The organism is Adlercreutzia murintestinalis (assembly GCF_943192905.1).
GTDB lineage: Bacteria > Actinomycetota > Coriobacteriia > Coriobacteriales > Eggerthellaceae > Adlercreutzia_A > Adlercreutzia_A murintestinalis.
This window is the reverse complement of the sequence record NZ_CALPCC010000007.1, coordinates 62,371-83,902: the sequence shown is the minus strand read 5'-3', so window position 1 is coordinate 83,902 and position 21,532 is coordinate 62,371. Positions and strand designations below refer to the sequence as shown.

The following is a 21,532-nucleotide window of genomic DNA, read 5'->3' as shown; positions in this document are numbered from 1 at the left end:
GAAGAAGCCTAGAAGGCGCAGAGTCCTCTCGGGTACGGCGAAGTCTATAAGGTGTGGGAGACCCACATAAGAGGCGCGGGACCCTCCGCCCGCTTTGCAGGGTTGGGAAACCGTTACCTAAATCTAGCTAAAAAGGGGTTGCATCGTCGCACGCGGAAATATACTATATATTCCCGCTGGTAAGAGCAGCAACCACAACATGTTGTGGATAAGTCGGTTCAAATGCTGTGGAAATCATGTTCATGGAATATGGGTTTCCGCAGGTGGAGCCGGACAAATAGCAGCAGGCTGGATAATGCGCGGAGACGCGGAAAGGAAGCTCAAACATGCCACAAGCAATCATCAAGCGCGACGGCCGCAAGACCGAGTTCCACGAAGAGAAGATCGCTGCCGCCATTGAGAAGGCGTTTCAGGCGTGCGCGGCCATGCAGGATCGCGGCACCGCCGACCAGATAGCCCATCAGGTCGCCCAGAAGATCGACAGCGGCGCCATCGAGGGCACGCCCACGGTGGAGGGCGTACAAGATCTGGTCGAGGAAACGCTGATCGAGAGCGGCTTCGTGCAAACGGCCAAGAGCTACATCCTGTATCGCGCCGAGCGCAACCGCGTGCGCGATGTGAATAGCCGCCTCATTCAAACGCTGAAGGACATCACGTTCAGCAAGGCCGCCGACTCCGACCTCAAGCGCGAGAATGCCAACATCAACGCCGACACCGCTATGGGCACCATGTTGAAGTACGGCTCGGAATCGGCCAAGCAGTTCTACGAGATGTGCGTGCTCGACCCGCGTTTCGCCAAGGCCCATCGCGAGGGCGACATCCACATTCACGATATGGATTTCTACACGCTGACCACCACGTGCTGCCAGATCGAGCTGCGCAAGCTGTTCAAGAGCGGATTCTCCACAGGTCATGGCGTGCTGCGCGAGCCGAACGATATCGCCAGCTACACGGCGCTGGCATGCATCGCCATTCAGTCCAACCAGAATGACCAGCATGGCGGTCAGAGCGTGTGCGATTTCGACTACGGCCTAGCCGACGGCGTGCGCAAGACGTATCGTCGCCTGTTCAAGAAGCACATGGCCGAGGCCATCGATCTGCTGTGCGACGTTGCCGACGAGCGCGCGCTGGTGCAGAACGTACTGACGAAGGTGGAAGAGGCTACGGGCGAGTGGGCCGCACTGGAGATGTCCGATGCGTTCCGAAGCCAGGTGGAAGCGCAGCTGACTGATGCGGGCATCAGCGCAGATGCTATTGAAACCATCATGGCGTATAGCACCAAGAACGCCGTGCGCGACACCGATCGCGCCACCTTCCAGGCCATGGAGGCGCTGGTGCACAATCTGAACACCATGCATAGCCGGGCCGGCGCGCAAACGCCGTTCAGCTCGGTGAACTACGGCATGGATACCTCGCCTGAGGGCCGCATGGTCATCAAGAACATGCTGCTGGCCACCGAAGAGGGCCTGGGCAGCGGCGAGACGCCCATCTTCCCGGTGCAGATCTTCCGCGTGAAGGAAGGCGTGAACTACAACCCGGAGGACCCGAACTACGACCTGTTCAAGCTAGCCATGCGTTGCTCGGCCAAGCGCCTGTTCCCGAATTTCAGCTTCCTGGACGCGCCGTTCAACGCGCAGTATTACAAGGGCACGCCGGAAACCGAGATCGCCTACATGGGCTGCCGCACGCGCGTCATGGGCAACGTGTACGACCCCGAGCGCGAGGTCACGCCTGGCCGCGGCAACCTGTCGTTCACGTCCATCAATCTGCCGCGTCTGGCCATTCGTGCCAAGGGTGACCTGGACCTGTTCTTCGATCTGCTGGATTCCAAGCTGGCGCTGGTCACCAAGCAGCTGGACGAGCGCTTCGAGATTCAGGCGCGCAAGAAGGTGTACAACGCGCCGTTCCTCATGGGCCAGGGCGTGTGGATCGATTCCGAGAAGCTGGCCTATGACGAAGAGCAGCGCGAGGTGCTCAAGCACGGCACGCTGACCACGGGCTTCATCGGGCTGGCCGAGTGCCTGGTGGCGCTGACGGGCAAGCACCATGGCGAGTCGCAGGAATCGCAGCGGCTGGGCCTCGAGATCATCGGGCACATGCGCAGCTACTGCGACCAGCTCTCGCGCGAGCGCGGCATGAACTACACGCTGATCGCCACGCCGGCCGAGGGTCTGTCTGGGCGCTTCGTGCGCATCGATCGCGAGCGCTACGGCGTTATTCCGGGCGTGACCGACCACGACTACTATACCAACGGCTTCCATGTGCCGGTGTATTACGACATCAACGCCTTCGACAAGATCAACGTGGAGGCGCCGTATCACCAGCTGACGAACGGCGGTCACATCAGCTACATCGAGCTTGACGGCGATCCCACCGAGAACCTTGAGGCGTTCGAGTCGGTCATTCGCTACATGAAAGAAGCGGGTATGGGGTATGGTTCCATCAACCATCCGGTCGACCGCGACCCGGTGTGCGGGTACAACGGCATCATCGGCGACAGCTGCCCGAAGTGTGGACGCACCGAAGATGACGGCCGACAGGGCTTCGAGCGCATCCGCCGCATCACCGGGTATCTGGTGGGCACGCTCGACCGCTTCAACGATGCGAAGCGCGCCGAAGAGAGCGAGCGCGTGAAGCACTCCATCTAGGCATCTCGGGCGGTCGTGAGCGCTTCCTAGGAAGGGTAACTGAGGAAGGACGACCTAGGGACTTAGGAAGGGCGACTTAGGACGACCATGAGCGCTTCCAGCGCCGTACTGTGGTGCTGGGGCGCGGTGAAGGTGTAAGGTTCATAAGATTTGAAGTTCTTTCAGATTCGGTGGGCGCCTGCGAGGACCCGCCGAATCTGCTTTTGGGCTGCGGCCTTACTACGCTCCTTCGCGCAGCATCTTTATAATGGAGGGATATAAAGAGAAGTTTACGAAATAGGTAGTTCGACGTATTGATAGGCAGGAGAATATGGCGGACATTCAACTGCGGTTCTTGAAGGACATGCTCGTGTTGAGCGAACCGGTGTGGACAGAACTCGCACGGCTCGGGCTCAACGTGCAGCGCGACGGCGAACTAACGCTGTTGCTCGAGCCAGAAGTATTCGAGGAAGCCTACAAGCTCGACATGCTGGTAGGCGCGCAATGCCTGGTGACGCCCACAGCCAGCCTTGCGCCCATGCGCCTCGCCCAGGTGCGCATGGAGCAGCGTGCCGAAGAGCTCGCGAAAACGGCACTGCGCGTGGTACGCATGCAGAACCCGCAGCATGTGCTGGTGGAGCTGGGTCCCTGCGGGCTGCCGCTCGATCCTTCGTCGCGCGCCTCGCTCAACGAGAACAGCGATCAATACAAGCGGGCTGCGCGCCTGTTCGACGGCGAGGACTTCGACGCCTTCTTCCTGAATGGCTTCACGCGCGCGGTGGACTTGAAGTGCGCGCTGATCGGGCTGCGGAAAGTGAGCGATGCGCCCGTGCTGGCATCGGTGCAGGTGGATGCAGCCGACATGCTGCCCAGCGGAGATACGCTGCGCGACGCCGTTGGTGTGATGGCCGAGTACGGCGCGCAGGTGCTGGGTTTGAGCACGGCGGCGCCCCTTGATGCGGCGGTGCGCATGACGCAGAGCATTCGCGCAGAGTACGCCCTGCCCATCCTGGTGCAGCTGGAAGTGCGCAAACGGAACCTCGAAGAAGAGGTCAGCGCGCCCAGCGCGGCCGATTTCGACAACGAAGCAGATTCCGGCAACGAGGTTCGCGGTGCGATGGCTGCGGGCCCGTATGCGGAACCCGATGATATGGTGGACGTGGCGGATGCCTTGCGTGCGGCGGGCGCTCAATTCCTGCGCGCTACTGGCGATGCGACCCCGGCGTACACCGGTGCGTTGGTGGCTGCTACTGACGACCTTGATGTGGTGCTGCCCCCCGAGCTGGCCGCCCGCCACGAAAGCGGCGAGCCCGAAGCACTTGACGACGTGGCCGCCCGTCTTCGTGCGAAGATCAGCCGAGCATTGGAGCACTAGATGCCCAGTAACAGAGAGAAAAGCGAGCATTATGGTGCGCTTCAACAGGTGATCGATCAGCTGTTCGGCGAAGAGGATTCCCCCGGCTTCCCCGAAGAACCTGCGGGTCCGGTCGTTTCGCGCTTGCAGGTGGTGATGGCGGCTGAGTCGGCCGATCTTCCCGACGATCTTTTGCGCATCGTCAACCTGCTGCCTCCTGGCGAGTACACGCGTCAGAAGCTGACCATACAGTTGAACTCAGCCATTTCCGGCCATGCGTGGGGGCAGGTGTACGGCACCGTCGGATAACTCTCGTGGGGCAGACAGGCGCGCGCCTCTGGTGAGCTAGGCCAGGTTACGGCACCGTCGGATAACGCGAAGCTTGGCACCTGACGCCCCGGCATCAGACATCCGACGCCGAGCACGTAACAAAGTTTCACGGTCAACAGAAAAACGATCTACCAGGGCATTAATGCGCGCAACTGGCGGTTGCACGTCTGTTTTGTCAAAATGACCACCGATGTTGCTTATGCAACAGGACCCGCAACCGCATACTCGAAAGGCGAAGAGGATGGCAGCGAATAACCGAGGGAGTTTTATGAGTTACGAATTCGCCGATCGCCTGATCGAGCTGCGGCGCGCTCGTGCGCTGAGTCAGGAGGATCTGGCTGGGAAGATCGGGGTGTCGCGTCAGGCGGTGTCGAAGTGGGAGCGAGCCGAGTCGGCGCCCGACATCGGGAACTTGGTCGCACTCTCGCAGCTCTACAAGGTATCGCTTGACGAATTGGTGCGAGGCGCAGAGGTGTTTTCCGGAGATTCGCAGGAAACGTTTGCTGGTGAAGTAGTTGCGACAACGCAGGAAGCGTCTGCCGACGAATCAGCTGCGGGAGCACAGGAAACGCCTGCGAACGAAATGGCTGCGGAAACGCAGGAAGCGTCTGTTGATGAAGTGGCCGCCCAAGCTGTCCTAGGGGACCAACCAGAGCATGCCCAGTCTGCGCCCATACCTGAGCCAGTAGCCACGCCTGCACCCGCGCCCGCAGCTGCTGCCGGTACTGCTTCCTTCCACACCAGCCGCGCGTGGCGCACGTTCCCGTATCCGCTCCTGTGCGTGGTGGTGTTCCTGTTCTTCGGCTTTTTCCTGGATCTTTGGCATCCGGCGTGGGTCATCTTTTTGACCATCCCGTTCTACTACTGGGTGTTCAATATCATCGCGCACGATCCCAACTACATTGCGGCTCACGGTGGCCCGCAAGTCCACGCACAGGCCGCATCGCAGGCCCCTGCGCACGTTGAACCGCAAGTTCCCGCACAGGCCCCAACGCAAAGCGAGGTCCACCATGACTAGATTGACCACAGCGTCATACGTGAAGATCCTGCTCGTCATTCTGCTATGCGTAGTGCTGTGCGGCGGCATCGTGGGATGCAGTCGTGGCTGTTCCATGGCGGCGCACCATGCCAATGACATTTTCTGGCAGACCTATGAGAGCTACGACCTGCCTGAGGCGGGCAACGCGGAGGTTGATGCCGCGCGCGTGAAGAATCTTGAGGTTGACTGGGCGGCGGGCAGCGTCGTCATCGATACCACGGCCGACGAAGAAGCGGCTTCGAACAGCATTGTGTGCGCTGAGGAAAACGGTGCCTCGCTTCCCGAAAGCCGTCGCATGCGTTGGAGTCTTGAGGACGACACGCTGCGTGTCAGTTACGGCCCGCGCGAGGGGTGGCTGTACGGCTGCTCGTCGCTCGCCCGGAAGAATCTCAAGATCAGCATTCCGGAAAGCGTGGCCGATCAGCTGGGCAACGTTGTCATCAACGGGGCGTCAGGCAGCTACGAGATCGGGGCGATTGGCTGCGATTCGCTGAGCGTGAATCTGGCTTCGGGCCAGGTGACCGCGGCTGTGGCGCGCGCCGATGCGCTGAACCTTGATGTGGCCAGCGGCAATGTGCGCCTTGCTGGACCGGTGGCGCAGCAGCTCAACATAAGTCTTGCCAGCGGCGATGTGGTGGTGGACTGCCAGGAAACTTGCCCGGAAAGCGCTTACATCAGCTCGGCAAGCGGGCACGTTGAGGTGGCTCTGCCGGAGAGCAGCCTGTTCACCGTGCAGCTACAGAAGATGTCTGGGTCGTTCACGTGCGACTTCCCGCAGAACGGGGGGCAGGGCATCTATGGCATGGCGCGCGATGCGGAAAGCGGTGCCAGTTCCAGCACCAACAGCTCGAATGCCAGCGCCGCTTCCAGCGCTGCGGCCTCAGGCGCTATTTCCGCAGACGATGCCGCCGCTTCGGGCAGCTCGCGTGGAACCGCGTCTGAATCTGGCGCGCCGAGCCGCTTCGACATCACTATGATGAGCGGCCAGGTAACCCTGCGGCCGCGATAAGCGCGCAGCGATGGTGGTGCGGCCCGGATGCAAACGGCTTGAGCGCGCCCTGAGCGTGTGACGCGTTCTGTTCCTTGGATTCGCCCTGACCTGCGGCCTGGTGGTCGGGCGCTGTCTGGCGGAGCGTCCGCGTGTCAGATGCGGTTGTTTCAGATGCTTTCGCTCCAAGTGCGTAGGGGCGAGACGCGCCCACATCATCATCCGCCGCAGTGTCCACTGCAGCATTCGCCACAGTGCCCGCCGCATCCGCCGCAGCGACTACTGCCGTCGTCGTGCCACCCGTCGTCGCAGTTGGCATCGCCGGGTCCGCGGGCAGCAGGTCGTAGGGCATCTGCCGCCGCACGGCGTAGAAAGCCAGCAGCACGAAGAGCATCCAGGGGAAGAGCGCGACCAGTACCAAGGTGGCCAGTCGCAGCGTATAGAACAGCCCGCGTTGCCAGCCGGTGCGCGGGCGCGTCTCAAAGCTCATGCGCACGAAGGCGCCTCCAGGAGTGGAGCCGCCGTGGAGCCACGGTATCACGGCCTCCACGACGAGTGTCAGAATGATCAATATGACAAGGCCGACCACCTTGAGCCCTTCAAAGGCGGCATCGCCGTAGTATGCCAGCACATCGTGTATGCCCATCAGCGGAATCAGCAGATCGCCCACCAAGAAGATCAGCACCATGCCGAACCCTATGATCATCGAGTCGATCCACAGCGCCACGCCGCGGCGCATGAGCGTGGGATGGCTGGTTTTCGCGGGCACGTCCTCCACGGTCTCGGGCAGCACGCGCGCCGCCAGCACGCTGAGCGCGTAGCCGAGCACGGCGCCGGTGGTGTTGGTGAGCAGGTCGTCCACGTCAAACATGCGGTAGGCGTACGGATACAGGCCGAAGAAGCCGGTCAGTTGCGCTATTTCCACGAGCAGCGAAGTGCACAGCCCAAGCAGCGCCGTAGGTACGAACCGCAGGCGAAGCAGTCGTCCGGCAATGAAGCCTAGCGGCACGAACAGCACCACGTTCGCGACGATCTGGAACACGGCGGGCAGGCCGTCCTTCGCCACATCGGACAGGCAGGTCAGCGGCACCAGTTGCGGCGGCACCCCGTAGGTGAGCCCCGGTCCTTCGGTGCCCGACGGCAGCGGGTAGAGGGTGAAGCACGCCAGGCCCAGCACGTAGAGCACGCTGAGGTAAGTGGCCACGGCCGATGCGAAGCGGATGCGCCCATCGCGGTGATACAGGTATGCCAGAATGGGCAGCGTCAGTATGAACGAGGCGACCGGCCACAATCCCAAGGCGACGGCGAAGTTGTCGCTGTAGCTGCCAAGTAGGTTTTTCATGAGCGGCCTCGCTTTCGTATGCGTTGGGCCGAATATAGCAAGCGGATGGTCGTTTGTGCGGAATGTGACAACAAAGTAAGCGGCGTGCCGCGCGCGTACATACGGCTTGCATAGCAGCGGTGCACGGGCGCAGCGGTGCACGGGCGCGGCGGTGCACGGGCAAGCGCGCGAAGACACAGGTGCGGGCACCCACGGCGGCTCATGCACCGGTGAGCGCTGCGCAGTATACTGACCTCATGACCATGAATACACATACAGGCACGAGATCAGGCTCAGACGCAGGCATAGGTTCAGGCCCAGACGCCGGCATAGGCACAGATGCAGGCACAGGCTCAGACGCAGGCACATCCCCGAATGCTTCAACAGCAGACGCCGATGCGAACGCACCCACGGCCACGCCTGCGCCGACGAACGCACCCACGGCCTCTTCAACAACGCGCCGGACACTGCACTATTACTGGATAGCCACGCGCAAGCATCTGGGTCTTTTCCTGGGGCTGATGGCCTCCACCATCGGCTTCGTCGGCTTTTTGACGTATGGCAACCCGTACGTGATGGGCCTTATTGTCGATCGCGTCAGCGCTGGCCCCGTGCCCGCCGACCAAGTCTTTCCCGTGTTCGGGCCGTATATCATCGCGCTGATCCTGATCAACCTATGCGGCCAGGCGTGCAGCAAATTGCAGGATCTCACCATGTGGAAACTTCAAATTGCGGCCAATTACGACCTGGCCACCATGGCTTTCGACGCACTGTCCAACCAATCCATGTCGTTTCATTCCAGCCGTTTCGGCGGCACGCTGGTGAGTCAGACCACAAAGTTTATGGCTGCCTACACGCTACTGCTCAACACCATCACGTTTCCGTTTCTGCCGGTCATATGCTCGGTCGTGTTCACGTGCGCGCTGCTGCTGCCGTTGGTGCCGGTGTATGTGGGCGTGCTGATGGTGCTGCTGGCGGTGTACGGCAGCGTGTCGTACATCATGTACAAGCGCATCCTGCACCTCAACGAGCAGGCCGCCGCTGCGCAGAATCGCCTGTCGGGCGAGCTGTCGGACGCGGTCACCAACATTTTGGCGGTGAAGACGTGCGGCCGCGAGGACCACGAGCGCGAGCTCTTCGACAGCGCGAACCGCGACGTGGTGGCGCGCGACAGCAAGCGCATGATGTCATCCATCGCGCGCGGGGTGATCACGGCCGCCATCACGGTGGTCATCATGAGCGTGGTCACGGTGTTCATCGCGGGTGGCAACGCGTGGTTTGGCATCTCGGCGGGTACGCTGGTGATGATGTTCACCTACACCTACACACTGACCAATCAGTTCAACTTCATCAATACGGGGTTGCAACGTCTGAATCAGGTGTTTGGCGACGCCAGTGGCATGATCACCGTGCTGGATGAGCCGCGCTTGGTGGACGACGCGCCCGACGCGCGGCCGCTCGTCGTGGAGTTGGGCGATATCGACTTCAACCACATTGGGTTCAGCTATACCGATGGCGGCGTGCGCACGGTGGTGTTCGACGACTTCAATCTGCACATTCCGGCTGGCCAGCGCGTGGGGCTGGTGGGTATGAGCGGCGCCGGGAAAACCACGCTGACCAAGTTGCTGCTGCGACTGGCCGACATTCAGCAGGGTAGCATCTTGGTGGATGGCCAGAGTGTGACCGATGTTACCCAGCAGAGTTTGCGGCGCAACATTGCGTATGTGCCGCAGGAGGCCATGCTGTTTCACCGCACCATTGCGGAGAACATTGCGTATGGGCGGCCCGATGCCGCGCCGGACGAAATCCGCGCGGCTGCCGAGCGGGCCAATGCGCTTGAGTTTATTGAGCGACTGCCGCAGGGCTTTGACACGCTGACGGGTGAGCGCGGCGTGAAACTTTCGGGTGGGCAACGCCAGCGTATCGCCATTGCGCGTGCCATGCTGACCGATGCGCCTATTTTGGTGCTTGACGAGGCCACGAGCGCGCTCGACTCGGAGAGCGAGGCGCTGGTGCAGGACGCATTGCGCAAGCTGATGGCAGGACGCACGACCATTGTGGTGGCGCATCGGTTGTCTACGGTGGCAAGTCTGGATCGTATCGTGGTGCTTTCACGCGGGCGCATCGTGGAGGACGGGCCGCATGCGCAACTTGTAGAGGCTGGCGGGGAGTATGCGCACCTGTGGAACCGCCAAACTGGCGCATTTGTGGAGTGACTGCTCTAGCCGCACTACCAACCGGTTCGTTTGTTGAATGATTGCTTTGATTACGCCACCAAACAGGTGTGTTTGTTGAATGATTGCTTTGGCTGTGCCGCTAAACCAGTACATTTGTTGAATGATTGCTTTGGCTGCGCGACTGTTTGAGCTGACAAGGCGGCCTGCTGCAGCATTCCCGCATCTTTTCTTTTTCGCAGCCTTCATTTTCTTCTTTTTTGGGATTTTTGGCTTTTTTGGGAATTTCAGCCGCTAATGCGAGTCGCAATACGTTGTCTTTGCGATACGTCTTTTGGCGTTGTTGCGTTTTCCCTGTTCAGGAGCCTGGGGTTTTTTCGATATGCTTTCCGACATGCTGAAAGCGGATCGTTTGGCTCGCATTAGCGGCTGAAATTCCCAAAAAAGAGGGCAAAACGCCTAAAAAGAGTCAACACGCGCTCAGATAGCCTACGAAAGATCAATACATGCGTAGAGATCCAAAGGATCAACGCACACGCAGATGGTTAAAAACAGTATACGTGCAGATGGTCATCGTACGTCCCAGATAGCCCAGACGGGACCAACATACGCCCAAATAGCCCAAGAAGAATCGATGCGCGCTAAGATGGCTCGAGAAAGACAAGTGCCCATGGATAGTCCAAGAAAGATCAGCATACGGGCAGATATAAACGACAGTAAACGTAAGGGTGCAGAATGCATCAATGACGTTGGTACTTGCAAGAGCGAGAATAACTGATAGCGAAACGCGGAAATCACGCTAGATAGCGCGGCCAGCTGTTCATTCGGCGCTATTTGTAAAGGCGAAATGAGTGGGAAGCGGACAGTGGAGGCGTCGGTCGCGTCACTGTAAGATATGGCACTGCAGGCTGCACCAACGTGAGCTGCATCACTATAGGCCATATCACCACTGACGCTGCTTGCAAACGTAGAGGCAACCGATGGTAAAGCGCTGGAATTGCGCTCCCGTTCAGTGAAAATGCGGGATGAGCTCGTCGCGCAAACGCCTCTGCTCCGCTCTCCAGTGCACGCTTGGTTTTTGAAAGCGAACGCCGAGCAGCTTAAAAAGCAAACCAGCGACCTCGTCCATCCTCGTCAGGTTGAAAACCTGGGCTCTCGTTACGGTCACCACGCTTACATTAGCGTTTTCAAGTTCAACGCGCCGAATGGAATCGCGCGCGATGCTCTGGTCGTCCCGGTGATGAAGGTCGCTGTCGTACTCCACGGCAACCAGCTTGTCTGGCCAGATCAGATCGCATATCCGTTGGCGCGCTTGGCGCTCTCCGAAATGGGTCTGGGTTGTTTCTACGGGGTAATTGAGCTTTGGCGCAGGCAATCCGTAGCCACCATATCGCTTGGGCAGGTGCAAGAGCATCGCCAGAACGGTTTCCATAGGAGACGCTGATCCGGGAAGTATGTAGCGCAGCGCATGGACGGCGCGTTGAGTGCCACTTCGCGCATGGTAGCGCTCGATGTAGCGGCGTAGGTGCATCGGGGTGGTCAAGGGGTTGCGCGCGGGGACGCCCTCGGACGCAGCGTTGCCTTTTGCGTAGGTGCCACAAAGTTCGAAGCCGAGCTGGATGGTGTCGACGAACGAGAGCAGCTGGGCCATTTGAATGAAGCAGAGCTCTGGTGCACAGACAAAGCCGTCCGTGTTCGAGCGGATCAGGGATCCTGTTGGAAGGCGGCTGCCGTGCACGTGACAGATGACGTCGTGGGTTTTGCAGCGGGAAGCAGCGCTTGAGGCCATGATGTGCACGGGTCGTGACATGTATCCATGGAAGCAGGATGCCTGATCAAGAGCGTCTCTGCCGGAGGGCGCGCTTTTCCGGAAGGTATCGCACTTTGAAGGGGGAAAGCGATGCACGGTCAGCTGGTCGGAACGTCGCTCGTCTAGGCCGACAAAGGCGCTCTCGCTTCGCAGATATTCCAAAGCCGATATGTGGGAAAAGATGATAGCCATCGTCGCAGGATAGCATGTTTGCGAGCTCTTGCAAGAGACGATTTTACGCCTTTGAACAGGTGAAACATAAAATAGGAGTGGTGCTGGAACGAGGTTAGATGGAGGTCAGATATAGATAGGATTCAGCTAAGAAGTAAGCCAGAAACAGATCAGACGCAAACAAAAAACAAGTAAAAGACGAACTAGGCATACATCAGAAATTGCGTGTCTCAGAAATCACGCACCTCAGAGGTTACAAGCATCAGAAGTTACGCGTCTTGGGGGAGGTGAAAGGGGGAAGGAAGGGGGAGGAGGAGAGGTAAGGGTGGAGGGGTGGGAGGATGGTGTAGAGGGTTAAGAGAAGAAGAGAGAGTTTGAGGTAGGAAGGAAGGGAGGGTGAGTGGGATAGGAGTGGGATAGGAGCGAGAGGGGTTGCGCGCCAGTGACATGCGGTCGCCACGCAAGAACACCTTTAGAAGAAATATGTCAGTAGTACGCAATGGCCATATTGGAACACCTCCAGAAGATATCCAGTAGGCCAGTAGCCTGATAGTACGCAGCATCCAAACGAGACAGCACCAGGTCATACGCGAGAGATACGCTAAGCCCAGATTAGGCTCACCCCAGATCAGACTTACGTAAGGAACACCAGCATAAGAAACCGCGTGAGCTCGCGGTCGGTGGCGTCTTCCATGTTGAAAATCGTTTTGAGTTTGAGCAGGCGGTAACGCACGGTATTGGGATGCTGAAAAAGAGTCTCAGCCGCCGCACGCACATCTCCCACCGTATCAGCCAGCGCGCGTGCGGTCGCGAGCAGGTCGGACCCGTGCTGCTCGTCGTGATTCGCAAGCATCTGCTGATAGAGCTGACAGGTGCTCGTGATCAGGCGATCCTGTGCCGCCGCATCGCGAAAAGCGCCCACGCGCATATCAGCCCAGCGAAGCACGGTGCGATTCCTACCGGGTGAAGTGTCTCCCGTCAGCGTGCCGCCCTGCGTCCGCGCAGCCCCCAGCGTGTCGCCCTGCGCCCGCGCAGCCCCCAGCGCGCCAAACGCCTCCCGCACCGCCAAATCGCCCTGCCCCAGCGGCACCTCTTCGCTGATACCGCACACAATGCGCCCGTAGGGCCGCAGCAGCTGAATGAACTCCGAATCCGACTCCATTTGGAACGCAGCAGGCGGCCGATTGTACGTGATCACCATGATGGCGCAGTCGTGATAACGAAACACGCTCGCGGTTTCCACGCGCTCCCACGTGCGCCTGATCTGATCGGTCACGCTGACCAGGTCATCGATCTGCGCATACAGCGATGCCTCGTCGGCCGCAGTTGGCTGCAACACAGCGCATTGGATGGTGGCACCCGTCGCACGCAACGCCTCGTAAAACACTTGCCGCGTCTGCTCAGGCGTGCGATTGCGCAGCAGCCCGTCAATCAGGTGTGCGATATCGGCGTCAGCGCAGTCGCGCTCCAGCAGCTTCATGCCTTGGAAAATGACCTGCTCATAGTACTCGCCGCGATAGAGAAACAGCGGCGTGCCGGATGCATTGCTGGCGTCCAGCACGCGCTGGCTGATGGGCAGTTCGTGCACATTGCGCACGGCCACGGCCGCCAAATCGCGCGACACCATGGTAGCCAGCGACCGCTCGGCGAGGTCCGCATCGTCGCGTGCGAAACCCATGTTCGACAGGATGAACTCCCCGGGCACGTAGTCGGCGTACGCATCTTTGCCCACGGCCGCGTCCATAATGCCCAGGTTGATCACGCGCCGTTGCAGCGCATCAGGCGCGCCGGCCAGTAGCTCCCATTCGTGGATCGCCGGCAGCGCCAATATGTCGGCGGTGGTTATCATGCGCGGGCTGTTGAAGGCGCGCAGGCGCCTGAAGCGGCATCATCGCCCAGAACCGTCGAAACGCCCGAATCCGCAGAACCATTCTGCTCGGTCGCATGGAAATAGATATGCATGTCCTCGGGGCCCGCATCGGTCAAATACCCGCCTGGCACCGTGCCCAGCCGCCGAAAGCCCAAGCTCTCGTACAGCGCGATAGCCCCTGTGTTGCTTGCCACCACCGCGTTGAACTGCACGCCCGCAAACCCCAACTCACCCGCTTTCGCGAGCGAATGACAGACCAGCTGCCGCCCGATCCCTCGCCCGCGCGCATCGCCCGCCACCATGTAGCCGCAATTCGCCACATGCGCGCAACGCCCGATGCCGTTCGGATGCAGGATGTACAGGCCTTGCACGCGCCCATCCTCTTCGGCCACCCCCGTGAACACTTGGCGCTCGGTCATGCGCCGCATGCCATCGAGATCAAGCAACTCCTTGTCGGGAAAGAATCGCCCGGCCGATACCACCTGATTCCAAATGGTCATCAGTGCTGGTAGGTCGCGATCTTCCCACTCTCGGATCATGCTCTGCTCCTTAGATCTGTCTTGTTGTTGTTCAGGCATGGTGTGGGCATTATAACGCCTCGTGAAGGTCGCGCTGATGATCCTCACGCATGCGGATGCAGAATACTTTGTTTGTGCAATCGTACAAAATGAATGGGTTAACTATGTTCTCTCGAACAAGAAATGCACCCTCGCTCAACCGTAGGATATTCCCCACTCGTTCAGTGACGAGGGAACGCAGGCACACGAATCATAGCCGACGCAGCTGCGCGCGCCCGCCCGCACAAGAATGCGTCCGCATACAAGCCGCATAAAGGCGAACCTGCACATAACACAAGCTGCCGCACAGGCATGAGGAAGGGAGCACCAATGAACACGCTGACCAAGGAAGCCATCAACGCGCTCGGCGAACTGGAATCGCTGGAGAAGACATACTGCCTGAAGATGGTCGATCGGCTGAAACATCTGGGCTTGCATCAGCATTCCAGCAGCGCCATCTGCACGCTGGCAACGGCGAGCGCGGTCCCCGTGAAGAAATAGCGCAGCGAAGACCGCACCGCGATGGTCCTCTGCTGATTTTTCGCCGGATTCTCTTGGCAAGCCGCAGGGAATAAACCACCTCTAAACAGGTAAAACATTTCGCAATCCACAGTTGTAGTTCCAAAGCGGGCACCTCAGACAAGAGGTGCTCGCTTTCGTGTTGCAACCTTTCTGTCAGCCGCTGCGCATGTCCAAAAACAATCATATGTTCCCATTTGTTGCCAGTGGTAAATATTCAAAAGTCAACGCGACCTCTGCTAGCTTCGGGCTCTCTTTCGGGGTCAGTGCGTGAAGTAACCAGCAAAAACGCTTTTCAGGCAAGACCACCAAGCATCTATTTCGCTGCACTTCACAAATCCCACCCGTGAATCGCGCGTGCAGAATCTATCCCGCAAAGCAACTGCGATAGAATAGGGACCAACGCAGAACGCAGCACCAACCATACAGCTCCGTCAAAGGAACCGGGTATGAACCCTGTAGTCATCGTCCCGACATTCATCACCTCGCCGCGCCGCCGATCGGAGGCGAAGGGCATCGTAGCGAACTACGACCACACCACCGATATCAATCAGCCTGGCGAGTTAGAGCGGTGCCTGGAATCGCTGACCGGCGTTGAGGGGATCGGTGTGGTGCTGGTGCTGGTGGTGGCCGACCACAATATCGAAGCGGAGGCCAATGCCAAAGTGCGCGCTACCGTGGCGCGCTTCCCCGAGCTTGACGCCATCGTGGTGGGCCAGCTCGAGCTCGACCTGGTGCGTCAGCGCATGCAACAGCTGGGCATCGACGGCGTCACCACGCAGATCGGACTGCGCGGCTACGGCGCGGTGCGCAACATGGGGCTCGTGCTGGCCTGCACGCTGGGCTTCGACGCCGCCGTGTTCATCGACGACGACGAGATCATCGACGACCCGGCATTTCTGCGCAAGGCCATGTACGGTCTGGGCAAGCTAACGAAGAAGGGCATTCCCATTCTGGCGAAAACGGGCTACTACCTGAACGACCAGGGCAGCTTCCTGTCGAAATGGGAGGACAAGTGGTACAACCGCTTCTGGCAGCAAGGGCGGGCGTTCAACGAATGGATCCGCGCCGCCATGCAGGGGCCGCGCATCAGCCGGAGCAACCATGTGTGCGGCGGGTGCCTGGCGGTGCACAAAGAGGCGTTCAAGCGGCTTTCATTCGACCCGTGGATCCCGCGCGGCGAGGATCTTGATTACCTGCTCAGCCTGCGCATGTACGGCAGCGACATCTGGTTTGATAACCAGTGGCAGGTACGGCATCTGCCCCCACCGGGCAAAAGCGAAGGCAACCGGTTCCGCCAGGACATCTTCCGCTGGATGTACGAGCACGACAAGCTGGAATACAGCCACTCCATCATCGATCTACAGAAGATCACGCCGGCATCGCTGCGGCCGTATCCGGGGCCGTTCCTTGAGAAGGGGCTGCGTCGTCGTATCTGGCTGACGGCGCTGCTGCGCAGCCTCGGGCGGCCGGACAAGAAGGCGTATCGCGCGGCGGCGCGCGTGGCCACCGGCGAGGCCACCAAGTATGCGCATGAGAATTGCACGAAGTACTTCGAGTTCCAATACGTGTGGCCCGATATCATGGACGCGCTGGATTCGGACAAGATCCTGACCAGTGCCATCGTGCGGTCCAGCTTGCATGGTGAAGATGCGGCGCCGATTATGGCTGACGCACACGCGGCGCAGGTTGACGCACGCGCGGCCGGGCATACGCGGTCGCGTGCGGGTGCAGAACTGGGCGCGGACGAAGGCACGGGCACCGGTGCGGGTGGGGGTGCACCGCGGGGTGCGCGCGGTACGCAGGAAGCGCGGCGCGTAGAGCGCGAGGTGCCTGACGTGGGGCCGCTATCAAAGGCGCACCCGATTGACCCGGGCAAGACCACCGCGCTTCACCTGGACATGGGCGACCAGTAGCTACCGGTTTCGGCGCTTCATGAACCAGCAGGTCAAGCATTCGAAGAAAGCGAGGTGAAAAGCGTGCCCGGAGTCGTTCCGCTCATTGCTGCGCTGGCGGTCGGGCTTGGCATCGGCGTGTTGTCGGGCATGCTCGGCATCGGTGGCGGCACCATCATGATCCCGGTGTTCAAGCTGGGTTTCGGCATGACGCCGGTGGTATGCACTGCAACGTCGCTGTTCGCCATCATCTTGACGGCCATCTCAGGCAGCATCGGTCATATCCGCGGGAAAACGTGCGTGCCGAAACTAGGCCTGGCCATTGGGCTGGGAGGCGCGGTCACCTCGCCTGTGGGCGTGTGGTTGGCGAATCTGTCGCCTGACTGGGCTATCATGGCAGCCGCCATCTGCGTCATCCTCTATTCGGCGGTCACCATGTTCCAGAAGGCGTTGAAGGTCACGAATGCGCCTTCCGATGTTTCGCATGAAACGCCGTGGACGATGCAGCGGAAAAGCCTGCTCACAGGGGCAGCCATTGGCATGGCCGCAGGGGTGGCATCGGGTTATGTGGGCATCGGTGGTGGCTTCCTAATCGTGCCGATGATGTTGCAGCTGCTCGAAATGCCCATGCGCCTGACCAGCGGCACCTCGCTGATTGCCGTAATGATCCTGGCAATTCCCGGCGTGATAGCGCAGGCCATGTTTGGCAATGTGGACTGGCTCATCGGCCTGTTCATGGCTTTGGGCACCATGCCGGGGGCCTTCGTAGGCGCGCGCCTGATGAGCCGCGTTCCCGAACGCACGCTCCGCCTTCTCTTCGCTGGCTTTCTCGTGGTGGCAGCTGTGGCGCTTCTTGTGGACCAGCTGGGCATCCTCTGACTTTGAGTTGCGCGACGCCACGTGTTCCGGTGGCGTTGCGGCGCAATCCAATATGGTGCAGACGCGCGACCGCGCGGCAAAGTGCTACCATGCAGCAGGTGTGACCGCACGTCAGTGCGCGCACCACGCGGCAAAGCGCGCGAAGGAGGCGGCATGGAAAGCAACGACACCATACGTGCGCGGCAGACCGACGAGATGTTGCGTCTGGCGGGCCAGATGGTCGACCTGATGGCCGATGGGCTGACGTCGGAAGTGGCACAAAGCATCTGTGAGTTACTGCTGCCCAATAGTGCGGCTATCGCTACGGCCATCACCGATTGCGACGCAATTCTTGGGTATGCCGGTTACCGCGAGCGGGAAAATCCTGCCGGTGCGCCTATCCGTACGCAAGCCACTCACGACACTATTGCCGATGGCAAGTTGCGCGTCATTCTGACCTCGCGCGAGATCGGCTTCCCGCAGGGCGCTACGCGCATCCAGGCGGCCATCGTGGTGCCGCTTGACGTGGGGCGCGAGATCCGCGGCACGCTGAAATTCTACTTCGCCGAGTCCAGCGACATCACCGAAACACAGCGCTCCATCGCCCAAGGCTTTGGAAAGCTGCTGACCACGCAAATTGCTGCGTCTGAGCTAGAAACGCAGCGTAAACTGGCCACCAGTATGGAATTGAAGATGCTGCAAAGCCAGATTAACCCGCACTTTCTATTCAACACCATCAACACCATCGCCGCGTTGATCCGCACCGATCCGCCCAAGGCGCGCGAATTGCTGCGGGAATTCGCCGTGTTCTACCGCAGCACGCTGGAGGACTCGCAGGATCGCATCCCACTTGAGCGCGAATTGCAGCAAACGGCCCGCTATTTCGCCTTTGAAGTGGCACGCTTCGGCGAAGAGCGGCTGGAGCTGGTCATGGATGTGGCCGATCCGCCGCCCCGCAGCCCGCGCAGCAGCGTGCAGAGCGCGCTGGAAGAAATTGTCGACCTGCCGCCCGAAGAAGGCGTTATGGTGCCGCCGTTCTTGCTGCAACCGCTGGTGGAAAACGCGGTGAAGCACGCAATGCCCTCGGAAGGCAAGCTGACCGTGACGCTGCGGGTCCGCTTTGAGGTGCCCGACCTGCTCTTGCAGGTGGATGACGACGGCGTGGGCATGACCTCCGAAGACCGCGATCGCATCATGCAGCCGCAGTCGCAGGACGGTTTGGGCATCGCCATGAAGAACGTGCGCGACCGCCTGCGCGCATTTTTCGGACCCCACGCCAGCATGACCGTGGAAAGCGAGCCTGGGCGCGGCACTATTATCACCTTACGCTTGCCCGATAGCGTATAATCGGGCAGTAAGATGCGCAGGGCTGCCTGGCGCGGCACTGCAAGGGCGCACAATCGACAAGCGAGGAACAATCGTGTCCAACCTGCTTTCATCGGGGAATGTGTTGATGCTGGCCGGAGTCGTCGTGCTGGCGGTAATCATGGTGATCCTAGCCATTTGGGTGGCGCGCACCAGCGGGCGCGTGAGCAACGCCGTGGCGCAGATGAACATGCTCGACAAGCGGCTCAAGCATGTGGAAGATTTCCTTTCTCACCACAGTGCGCGGGCGGTGGATGACGTTGATGATGACTATGAAGACGAAGATGTTGCGCGCGGTGCGGATGCGGGGCGCACGACGCGATCGACCGGCCGGGTGCGCAGCGTTTCTCGGGGTTCAAGCGCCAGCACCAGCGCGGGCATGACAAGCACCAGCGCTGGCCTGAGCGCAGTCGGCGCGGCATCCCGGCAAAAGCCGAAGGCGAAGGCCCGCAAGTCCAAGCGCGATATGGTGGTGCCAAGCGGCGCGGCCAAGCCGGCGCCCGAGACGCGGGCGCCGCGGCCGTCGGTGCAGGGAGGCTCCGCGCTGAGCGGCAAAGATCGCGCCCCTGCCCGTCAGTCCATGTCGCAGGATGCGCGGCGGCGTCGTGAAGAGCGCCATCAGGCGCAGATCAGGCGGCAGGCTGAGGCTATTGTGCAGGAGCACATTCGCCAATCTGGGTCACTTGATGAAGAGCGCTGATCGCGCGGTACCGCTGAGCGTGGGGTACGTCCATGGATATCACTGAGCTATACCACTTCTTGTTTGAAACCATTCCCGGCATTGGCGTGCTGGTAGGGGCGGGCATCGTGATCAGCTTGCTTTTGTGCGTCGTCTTCGAGGCGCGCACGCGCAAGCTCTACCGCAACCATGCTGAGGAAGACGACGTGGACGAATGGGAACTGCTGGAAGATATGAGCGAAGCTGAGGCCGAGGAAGAGGCGAAATTGCATGACGAACGAGATTGACCTGGCCGACCCGCAACTGCGCGGCGATGCTGATCCGGTGTATCTGTACGAGCGCAGCGCCGACTACATTCCACGGGTGGCCGCCGTGCACGACCTGTGCGGGTATGGGAAGTGTTCGTTGGGGGTGGCCATTCCGGTGCTGAGCGCGGCGGGGTGCGATGTGTGCCCGGTGCCCACCGGCTTGTTCAGCAGCCATACGGCTTTCCCGGGGTGGTATATGCACGACACCACCGATATCCTGCGTGACTATCTGGATGCATGGCGCGGGATCGATGTGCAGATAGACGCTGTGTACAGTGGGTTTTTGGGCGCGCCAGAGCAGGTTGAGGTCATCCGGTCGCTCTATGAGCAGTTTCCGCAGGCCATTCGCATGGTAGATCCGGTCATGGCCGATCACGGCCAGGTGTATCCCACGTATACGCCGGAGCTGTGTGCTGCTATGGCTGATCTGGCGGGGGATGCGGACATTCTCACGCCGAATCTGACGGAAGCGACCATCATTTTGGGCGAGCCCATTGGTGATGAATGGGCTGGGGCTGATATTTCGGATGCAGAGGCTGAGCGGTTGGTGCGTGCGTTGCTCGCGCGGGGGGCCAAGCACGTCATTTTGAAGGGCATCCAGCGCGAAGGCGAGTTGAACGAGCAGGGCAAGCCGGTTATCCGCAACTACGTGGGTAGCACAGCATGCTCGCAGATCGTGGAAGTGCAGAACGAGTACCTGCCGTACATGCTGCATGGCACAGGCGATGTGTACGCAAGCTGCGTGCTCGCTGCGGTGATGGCCGGGCGTTCGCTGGTGGATGCGGCGGCTTTCGCGGGCGATTTCGTGCACGATGCCATGTTGGTCTCGGCGAAGCAACCTCATTTCCGCGAGCGCGGCGTTAGCTTCGAGTTGATCTTGGGCCAGATCACCGACCTGCTGCAAGCACGCTAGCGCACATTCGTACCGCACACGCGCTCGCGCACGTTCGCAAGGCACGCGTACGCTTGATAGCGCGTAGCACGCGCTCGTAACGCGCGTACGCTAATGTGGTGCTTCTGCACGCTCTTGACGCAAGCTATGAGGCCTTACGGTTAAGCACGCGCACGCTAGCGCGCATGCAGGGGTTGGTCGAGGTGCTTCAGCAGGGCCCACGCACGCTGTTTGCGCTCGTCGCTTTCCAACAGAGTGGCGAAATGGGAAAACGCAACAAGAGGTCGTCCGAATACACGATTGAGTGAATCGGTGGCTACCGGGCAGCGATAGGCTTCTGCAAGCAATGCAACGCTGTGGTCGTCTAAGGCAACTAAGGCTAGCGGATCGAGCCCTTCTACCACGGTGAACAGTTCACGAGCGCCGAGCGGCATATCATCGCCTGCAATGTTGAGCCAAGCTACCGCATTGCCGTATCCCAGGCGTTCAGCCGTTCGAGTGAGCGCCGATTGCGTTTCGTTGGAGACGGCGGTGCTCGCGAGCACTAAGAGCAGGTCCTCTGGATCACCTTCGACGTATCCCGCGTAGGCGTCCAATACGCTTCGAGCATTGACCTCGTAAATGTTACTATTCGCAGGATTCTTCACACCTACCCCTTGCGGAAACCGATATGCCCCATTACAAATGAATATACCAAATGCGTGCACGATGCGCGCAAGGCAGCGCACAGATGCACGTGGTATGAGATGCAACGCAGTGCGAGAAACGGAACCAA

At 60.3% G+C, this 21,532-nt stretch carries 18 protein-coding genes; 13 read left to right on the top strand and 5 right to left on the bottom strand.

Annotation, left to right across the window (positions count from 1 at the left end):
- Window positions 1-326 precede the first annotated feature (326 nt).
- From NFR19_RS03615 to NFR19_RS03595, 5 genes are all read left to right on the top strand, one after another.
- Window positions 327-2,648: an anaerobic ribonucleoside triphosphate reductase gene (locus NFR19_RS03615; protein WP_251212423.1), complete on the top strand. Its 2,322-nt coding sequence runs from the start codon at window positions 327-329 to the stop codon at window positions 2,646-2,648.
- Between the two features lie 310 nt (window positions 2,649-2,958).
- Window positions 2,959-4,002 (top strand): homocysteine S-methyltransferase family protein, encoded by a 1,044-nt coding sequence (locus tag NFR19_RS03610; protein WP_251212422.1) that lies wholly within the window; start codon window positions 2,959-2,961, stop codon window positions 4,000-4,002.
- Window positions 4,003-4,290 (top strand): hypothetical protein, encoded by a 288-nt coding sequence (locus tag NFR19_RS03605; protein ID WP_251212421.1) that lies wholly within the window; start codon window positions 4,003-4,005, stop codon window positions 4,288-4,290.
- A gap of 289 nt (window positions 4,291-4,579) precedes the next feature.
- Window positions 4,580-5,329 carry a helix-turn-helix domain-containing protein gene (locus NFR19_RS03600; RefSeq protein WP_251212420.1) on the top strand — a complete coding sequence of 250 codons (750 nt, stop codon included), beginning with the start codon at window positions 4,580-4,582 and terminating at the stop codon, window positions 5,327-5,329.
- The gene (locus NFR19_RS03595) at window positions 5,322-6,359 is read left to right on the top strand and encodes a DUF4097 family beta strand repeat-containing protein (RefSeq protein ID WP_251212419.1); all 1,038 of its coding nucleotides are present in this window, start codon (window positions 5,322-5,324) and stop codon (window positions 6,357-6,359) included. The genes NFR19_RS03600 and NFR19_RS03595 overlap by 8 nt, the downstream gene beginning before the upstream one ends.
- Here NFR19_RS03595 and NFR19_RS03590 read toward each other — a convergent pair.
- Window positions 6,322-7,680, bottom strand: a complete 1,359-nt coding sequence (locus NFR19_RS03590) for a VanZ family protein (protein ID WP_251212418.1) — start codon at window positions 7,678-7,680, stop codon at window positions 6,322-6,324. The two genes, NFR19_RS03595 and NFR19_RS03590, sit on opposite strands and share 38 nt — an antisense overlap.
- A 500-nt stretch (window positions 7,681-8,180) precedes the next feature.
- Here NFR19_RS03590 and NFR19_RS03585 point away from each other — a divergent pair, with 500 nt between their 5' ends.
- Window positions 8,181-9,875, top strand: coding sequence for an ABC transporter ATP-binding protein (locus NFR19_RS03585; RefSeq protein WP_251212417.1), 1,695 nt, complete (start codon window positions 8,181-8,183; stop codon window positions 9,873-9,875).
- A gap of 967 nt (window positions 9,876-10,842) precedes the next feature.
- Here the strand turns inward: NFR19_RS03585 and NFR19_RS03580 are convergent.
- The 3 genes from NFR19_RS03580 to NFR19_RS03570 form a co-directional block, all read right to left on the bottom strand.
- Window positions 10,843-11,835 carry a hypothetical protein gene (locus NFR19_RS03580; RefSeq protein ID WP_251212416.1) on the bottom strand — a complete coding sequence of 331 codons (993 nt, stop codon included), beginning with the start codon at window positions 11,833-11,835 and terminating at the stop codon, window positions 10,843-10,845.
- 613 nt (window positions 11,836-12,448) lie between these two features.
- Window positions 12,449-13,663 (bottom strand): PucR family transcriptional regulator, encoded by a 1,215-nt coding sequence (locus NFR19_RS03575; RefSeq protein ID WP_251212415.1) that lies wholly within the window; start codon window positions 13,661-13,663, stop codon window positions 12,449-12,451.
- Window positions 13,660-14,223 carry a GNAT family N-acetyltransferase gene (locus NFR19_RS03570; protein ID WP_251212414.1) on the bottom strand — a complete coding sequence of 188 codons (564 nt, stop codon included), beginning with the start codon at window positions 14,221-14,223 and terminating at the stop codon, window positions 13,660-13,662. The genes NFR19_RS03575 and NFR19_RS03570 overlap by 4 nt, the downstream gene beginning before the upstream one ends.
- A gap of 348 nt (window positions 14,224-14,571) precedes the next feature.
- Here NFR19_RS03570 and NFR19_RS03565 point away from each other — a divergent pair, with 348 nt between their 5' ends.
- The 7 genes from NFR19_RS03565 (at window position 14,572) to NFR19_RS03535 (ending at window position 20,778) form a co-directional block, all read left to right on the top strand.
- On the top strand, window positions 14,572-14,742 hold the full coding sequence (locus NFR19_RS03565) for a hypothetical protein (RefSeq protein WP_251212413.1): 171 nt from the start codon (window positions 14,572-14,574) through the stop codon (window positions 14,740-14,742).
- 467 nt (window positions 14,743-15,209) lie between these two features.
- On the top strand, window positions 15,210-16,676 hold the full coding sequence (locus NFR19_RS03560; RefSeq protein ID WP_251212412.1) for a glycosyltransferase family 2 protein: 1,467 nt from the start codon (window positions 15,210-15,212) through the stop codon (window positions 16,674-16,676).
- 63 nt (window positions 16,677-16,739) lie between these two features.
- On the top strand, window positions 16,740-17,534 hold the full coding sequence (locus NFR19_RS03555) for a sulfite exporter TauE/SafE family protein (RefSeq protein WP_251212411.1): 795 nt from the start codon (window positions 16,740-16,742) through the stop codon (window positions 17,532-17,534).
- 153 nt (window positions 17,535-17,687) lie between these two features.
- Window positions 17,688-18,860, top strand: coding sequence for a sensor histidine kinase (locus NFR19_RS03550; protein ID WP_251212410.1), 1,173 nt, complete (start codon window positions 17,688-17,690; stop codon window positions 18,858-18,860).
- 73 nt (window positions 18,861-18,933) lie between these two features.
- A complete protein-coding gene (locus tag NFR19_RS03545; RefSeq protein WP_251212409.1) occupies window positions 18,934-19,578 on the top strand; it encodes a hypothetical protein in 645 nt (214 codons plus the stop codon).
- 32 nt (window positions 19,579-19,610) lie between these two features.
- Entirely contained in the window at window positions 19,611-19,844 is a 234-nt protein-coding gene (locus NFR19_RS03540) for a DUF6724 family protein (protein WP_251212408.1), read from the top strand.
- The gene (locus tag NFR19_RS03535; protein WP_251212407.1) at window positions 19,828-20,778 is read left to right on the top strand and encodes a bifunctional hydroxymethylpyrimidine kinase/phosphomethylpyrimidine kinase; all 951 of its coding nucleotides are present in this window, start codon (window positions 19,828-19,830) and stop codon (window positions 20,776-20,778) included. The genes NFR19_RS03540 and NFR19_RS03535 overlap by 17 nt, the downstream gene beginning before the upstream one ends.
- A 155-nt stretch (window positions 20,779-20,933) precedes the next feature.
- Here the strand turns inward: NFR19_RS03535 and NFR19_RS03530 are convergent, their stop codons facing one another.
- Complete coding sequence (locus NFR19_RS03530) at window positions 20,934-21,404, bottom strand: hypothetical protein (protein WP_251212406.1); 471 nt, start codon at window positions 21,402-21,404, stop codon at window positions 20,934-20,936.
- Window positions 21,405-21,532 lie beyond the last annotated feature (128 nt).

Excerpts from the sequence above, each read along its gene's own strand:
- NFR19_RS03560 (WP_251212412.1), top strand. The coding sequence starts at position 15,210 with ATGAACCCTGTAGTCATCGTCCCGACATTCATCACCTCGCCGCGCCGC.
- NFR19_RS03600 (WP_251212420.1), top strand. The coding sequence starts at position 4,580 with ATGAGTTACGAATTCGCCGATCGCCTGATCGAGCTGCGGCGCGCTCGT.
- NFR19_RS03550 (WP_251212410.1), top strand. The coding sequence starts at position 17,688 with ATGGAAAGCAACGACACCATACGTGCGCGGCAGACCGACGAGATGTTG.
- NFR19_RS03585 (WP_251212417.1), top strand. The coding sequence starts at position 8,181 with ATGGCCTCCACCATCGGCTTCGTCGGCTTTTTGACGTATGGCAACCCG.
- NFR19_RS03610 (WP_251212422.1), top strand. The coding sequence starts at position 2,959 with ATGGCGGACATTCAACTGCGGTTCTTGAAGGACATGCTCGTGTTGAGC.
- NFR19_RS03615 (WP_251212423.1), top strand. The coding sequence starts at position 327 with ATGCCACAAGCAATCATCAAGCGCGACGGCCGCAAGACCGAGTTCCAC.
- NFR19_RS03575 (WP_251212415.1), bottom strand. The coding sequence starts at position 13,663 with ATGATAACCACCGCCGACATATTGGCGCTGCCGGCGATCCACGAATGG.
- NFR19_RS03565 (WP_251212413.1), top strand. The coding sequence starts at position 14,572 with ATGAACACGCTGACCAAGGAAGCCATCAACGCGCTCGGCGAACTGGAA.
- NFR19_RS03605 (WP_251212421.1), top strand. The coding sequence starts at position 4,003 with ATGCCCAGTAACAGAGAGAAAAGCGAGCATTATGGTGCGCTTCAACAG.
- NFR19_RS03540 (WP_251212408.1), top strand. The coding sequence starts at position 19,611 with ATGGATATCACTGAGCTATACCACTTCTTGTTTGAAACCATTCCCGGC.
- NFR19_RS03580 (WP_251212416.1), bottom strand. The coding sequence starts at position 11,835 with ATGGCTATCATCTTTTCCCACATATCGGCTTTGGAATATCTGCGAAGC.
- NFR19_RS03590 (WP_251212418.1), bottom strand. The coding sequence starts at position 7,680 with ATGAAAAACCTACTTGGCAGCTACAGCGACAACTTCGCCGTCGCCTTG.
- NFR19_RS03595 (WP_251212419.1), top strand. The coding sequence starts at position 5,322 with ATGACTAGATTGACCACAGCGTCATACGTGAAGATCCTGCTCGTCATT.
- NFR19_RS03535 (WP_251212407.1), top strand. The coding sequence starts at position 19,828 with ATGACGAACGAGATTGACCTGGCCGACCCGCAACTGCGCGGCGATGCT.
- NFR19_RS03570 (WP_251212414.1), bottom strand. The coding sequence starts at position 14,223 with ATGATCCGAGAGTGGGAAGATCGCGACCTACCAGCACTGATGACCATT.